5 protein-coding genes are annotated in these 4,120 nt (G+C 43.0%); all 5 read right to left on the reverse strand.

Annotation, left to right across the window (positions count from 1 at the left end):
* Nucleotides 1-827, reverse strand: an 827-nt coding sequence (locus DFP97_RS29970; protein WP_181873748.1) for an RHS repeat-associated core domain-containing protein, incomplete at its 3' end; no start/stop codon positions are given.
* Nucleotides 828-1,292: 465 nt separating this feature from the next.
* On the reverse strand, nt 1,293-1,979 hold the full coding sequence (locus tag DFP97_RS29975; protein WP_147275126.1) for a hypothetical protein: 687 nt from the start codon (nt 1,977-1,979) through the stop codon (nt 1,293-1,295).
* Nucleotides 1,951-2,682 carry a hypothetical protein gene (locus DFP97_RS29980; protein WP_147275127.1) on the reverse strand — a complete coding sequence of 244 codons (732 nt, stop codon included), beginning with the start codon at nt 2,680-2,682 and terminating at the stop codon, nt 1,951-1,953. Before DFP97_RS29980 ends, DFP97_RS29975 begins: the two co-directional genes overlap by 29 nt.
* Before the next feature lie 296 nt (nt 2,683-2,978).
* A complete protein-coding gene (locus tag DFP97_RS29985) occupies nt 2,979-3,485 on the reverse strand; it encodes an immunoglobulin domain-containing protein (protein ID WP_114384318.1) in 507 nt (168 codons plus the stop codon).
* Nucleotides 3,486-3,505: 20 nt separating this feature from the next.
* The gene (locus tag DFP97_RS31845) at nt 3,506-4,075 is read right to left on the reverse strand and encodes a hypothetical protein (RefSeq protein WP_245976656.1); all 570 of its coding nucleotides are present in this window, start codon (nt 4,073-4,075) and stop codon (nt 3,506-3,508) included.
* Nucleotides 4,076-4,120: the final 45 nt, after the last annotated feature.

Below are 4,120 nucleotides of genomic sequence, written 5' to 3' on the forward strand. Positions count from 1 at the left end.
GGCGGAGTTTTCTTCACGGCCGTATACCCAAACGCAGGCTTGACGGTTGTTCCGGATTTGCTTAGCGATGCGGTCTTGGATTTGGCACTGCCGGTTTTGCTCAACAGTGTGGTCCGCTTTTGGGACTTGATCTCCTGCGGCGTTGGCTGTGGTACCGGTGTTCCGCCGCCCGTTGATCCTCCGCCGGTGCTTCCGCCGCCCGTCGAGCCGCCGCTGCTTCCTCCTGTACTGCCCCCTCCAGTGCTGCCGCCACTCGATACCGGGTCCGGAATCCAAACCTGGTGATTCGAATCATCACATGGCGGTGCGTGTGAATAGGTGATTCCACGTATGACCGCGGTACACCAGTAATATTCGCCCGTTGGATCGGTATAGTTGACCGGGTTGTTCCCGGCATATGCGTAGCGGTTTAAGCTCTGCGGCAGATCATAGGCTGGCTCATAATCGTCCTCGGTCGTAAACCGTCCCTCACTCGGACTGTACCACCTGGTTGCAAAATCCACCAGACTTGCTTTCGCATCGTACGTCTTTCCGGTAAAACCGACATTGTTGTAGGGAGCCGCCATCTGCGTAAACAGATTTCCGAAGACATCGTAACGGTACTGCATCGCCGTTTCTCCCGTTCGGTCCGTCAAGTCCATGACATTGCCAATAGCATCGGTCATATAATACAGCAGTCCGCCGCGCGTCTGAATATTTCCTTCATACCCCTGCATCTTGCGTCCTTGCAATCCGATGCTTTTGCGGGCGACTATGTCCCCTTCCGCTTCATAATATTGCGCGAGGCTGCAGGCCAAAGAAACCTTGAGAGGCACAAAGCCAATCAAGGTATAATAATTTTAAGTGATTTTCAAATCGTACTCGGGAGATTGGTTTATATTAATTGTTATAAGTCTTATTTGACCGGAAAGCGCTTTGGCTTCCGGTCCTACATAATATCTTCCCACTTATGTAAACCCTTTGGTCAATTTTTTAGTGAACTCCTTAAATAATCTTAATTCTTCTGGTAAGGAGGCGACGGTGGACACTCGATCAAAGATAATGTATTCATCTCCAGCCAATCCGCCAGGGGCAAATACAAAGGACATCGTTTCCTGACCGTCTGCATGCATTGCGGTCCGGTTTCCTACGGTATCATATACATAGGAAGCCTCTCCGACCGGCTCAATTAAATAATCCGGACGTTCAGGATAGAGGGATAGCTCGCCTTAATGAAGGGGTTATTTTGTCAGGTTATCATCCAAAAAAAAGAAACCTTAAAAGGCATGTAGCCAATCAAGGTCCTCAAGGGTTTACTCCATTTCCAAACGACTGACTAAATAATCGAATGCATTAGAGTATCTTTTTTGTTTTCCTAACGAGTTAAATTCCTCTTTTAAGACATTTAATGCGCCCTTCAAGTCACCTAAACAATAGTAGGAAGCAGCGACGTAAATGTACCACCGTTCAGTATTTGCTGGTCGAGAGTCATTCTCCCTATAACCTTTAACAATACCTTCGGGGGAAGAATATTGATCCAAAAACACGATCACCCAATTAAGAACAAATCCTTTTATTTCCTTAAGAGTTGTAACTAACTGATCTTCACCTGAAACATACCACTGGTTTCTATATTCTTTTGGGGCAAGCAAGTCAATGGGTTGTCTTATAATCACCTCGGGAGAGTTCGATAGTAATTCTACATTTCCCACCATATCTAGTGCAATTGAACTTATTTTAAAGTTTTCAATCTGCACCATTGGATAAATATGAACATCAGAATCTTTCTTATAACTTGGATTAAAATGCCTGACGATTTCAATAATCTGTTTTGTTTCGTCTACTTTTCTTTCGTATTTTAAACTTGTTTTCCTACGTTTATACCCAAGCCTTAACATTTCTTCATCCATATGATAATCAAGAAACTCTTTTATTATCATATCCCATTTCTTTGAATCGACCATATACTCACTACTTTCTAATTGTAATACTTCTATCAACAGTAATACCTTTATTATTCCCTACACCGAACGCTTTATTATTTCGACTACTATTAAGCCTGTTATCAAACGCCCGTTGTTGAGGTGTTTTAGTTGCAGAACCTAATTTCACTTCTAGACCTATAGTTCTGCCACTTGGTGATTTAGCAACTCCATCATACACCCTTAATTGACCAGTACTATCACGTACATGTACCCTACCTCTAGTTACTTCCCAACCTTTTTTACTCTCAATAGCCTTCCAAGCAGCTTCCTCTGCATCTGCTCCACTTCTTCCTGAACCAGTAGGTTTAGCAAATTTCCCATCTGGGGATCGGTATCCGTTATTCCACTTAACTTTTCCCGTCCCCTTATTACTTGCAAACATCTGTAAATCTAATTTTAAATAACCAGTTTTACTCGATATTGTTTTAGATTTCTTCCCGCCCCCAAATAGCCCCTTTGCGAAGCCCCATGCCTTGTCTACTGCCTCGGTTGCCTTCTTCTTCGCTTCGCGGGCAATGGCTTTCGCTGGTTCCTTCAAACACTTGGAAGCTTTAATCGCGCCCTTGATCGCTAGTTTGGCCCCCGACTTAACTAATAAGCCTCCAGGGATCGCCATTCCGATTAAATCGATCGCCGCCACTGATTTCGCCAATAACTCGCATTTGGATTTCGCAAAGGTATTTACCTTCGGTGTCGGCTTCATAATATCTTGTTTCATCGCCGCTTGTTTATTGGCTCCGCTATAGGCGGTAAAGCTCTTGCCTCCGCTCGGCTTTACGATTGGACGGGGCGGGGTTTTCTTCAGGGCCGTATATACAAACGCATGCTGACAACGCGCTGTCGTACAGTCCGTCATGCAATTCATTTAGGATGTAAAATTCAAGTTTAGTACGCACAAACGAATTAGAGAAATCTTTAGTGTTATTGGGTTGAATGAGGGGTCATTCGGCAATGAGTAGCCCCATCAAAAAAGAAACCTTGAAAGGCTTAAAGCCAATCAAGGTTTTATAACGATTATACCTCACATAGTTGAATAATTTCTTTAGGAATTGCTTCAAAAATCAGCACTTCTGGCTTGGGATAAGTTTTTTTTGCATTATACTCCTCAAGCGTCAACATGCTATCCCAGTACAATTTAATCCAATGTTCGATACTTTTACCTGTGTCAAAATTCAATGCTTCCTCATCAGTATCTTTCAAATCTTCATAAAATGCTTGGTCGTAGATTGACATTGAAATATCACCATCAAAAACCAATATTTTATCAGAAAACACTGGAAAACAAAATGACCTTGGTTTATGAGGATAAAGATTAATACCAACAGCTATCTTGAAATCAATCCATAAAGGTGTTCCTAACGGTCTGAATTGATTAGTTAAATGTAGCTTTACCTCTCCTCCATTCCCATACCAATAATTTGATTTTGTTAAGTGGCTAATCCCACTTTTCAAAACCTCATCAATCGAAACGTTATGTTCGTGGTATTCAGGTAAAATCGCATGGTATAGCATTTGAGACATTTATCAACACCTACTATCATCTAATTTCTTGGAACATATGGAAAGTGAGAACTGCTTCTGGGATTGTCTAAGTTGTTAAACACTCTATGGCTTCCCGTTGGAGTATCTGGCGTACTAATGTTACCATCATACTCCTTGTAGTATTTTGTAATTCTTTGCTTATTAGGATTATTGGGATTACCGGGCCAGTTGGAGTATGCTTTGTCTGGATTATTCATGGTGTCCTGTCTTAGTTGTCTAACATCAACATCTTCTCCATATTGTGACCTATTTGGTGTAGAAGGTCTTTTCGAGTCGTACATATGCTTTTTAGCATGTTCATTAACAAAATTATTAGGGTCGCTTCCTCCACCCGCTTTAGTAGGTACAGGATTACCCTTCCCCTTAAAGTGTACTGTACCAGATTTCTTCCCGCCCCCAAATAGCCCCTTCGCGAAGCCCCACGCCTTGTCTACCGCCTCGGTTGCCTTCTTCTTCGCTTCACGGGCAATGGCTTTCGCTGGTTCCTTCAAATATTTAGAGGCTTTGATCGCGCCCTTAATCGCTAATTTGGCCCCCGACTTAACTAATAAGCCACCAGGTATCGCCATTCCGATTAAATCGATTGCTGCCACTGATTTCGCCAATAGGCTCGC

Origin of the sequence: Paenibacillus prosopidis (assembly GCF_003337375.1) — a bacterium.
Classification (GTDB): domain Bacteria; phylum Bacillota; class Bacilli; order Paenibacillales; family Paenibacillaceae; genus Pristimantibacillus; species Pristimantibacillus prosopidis.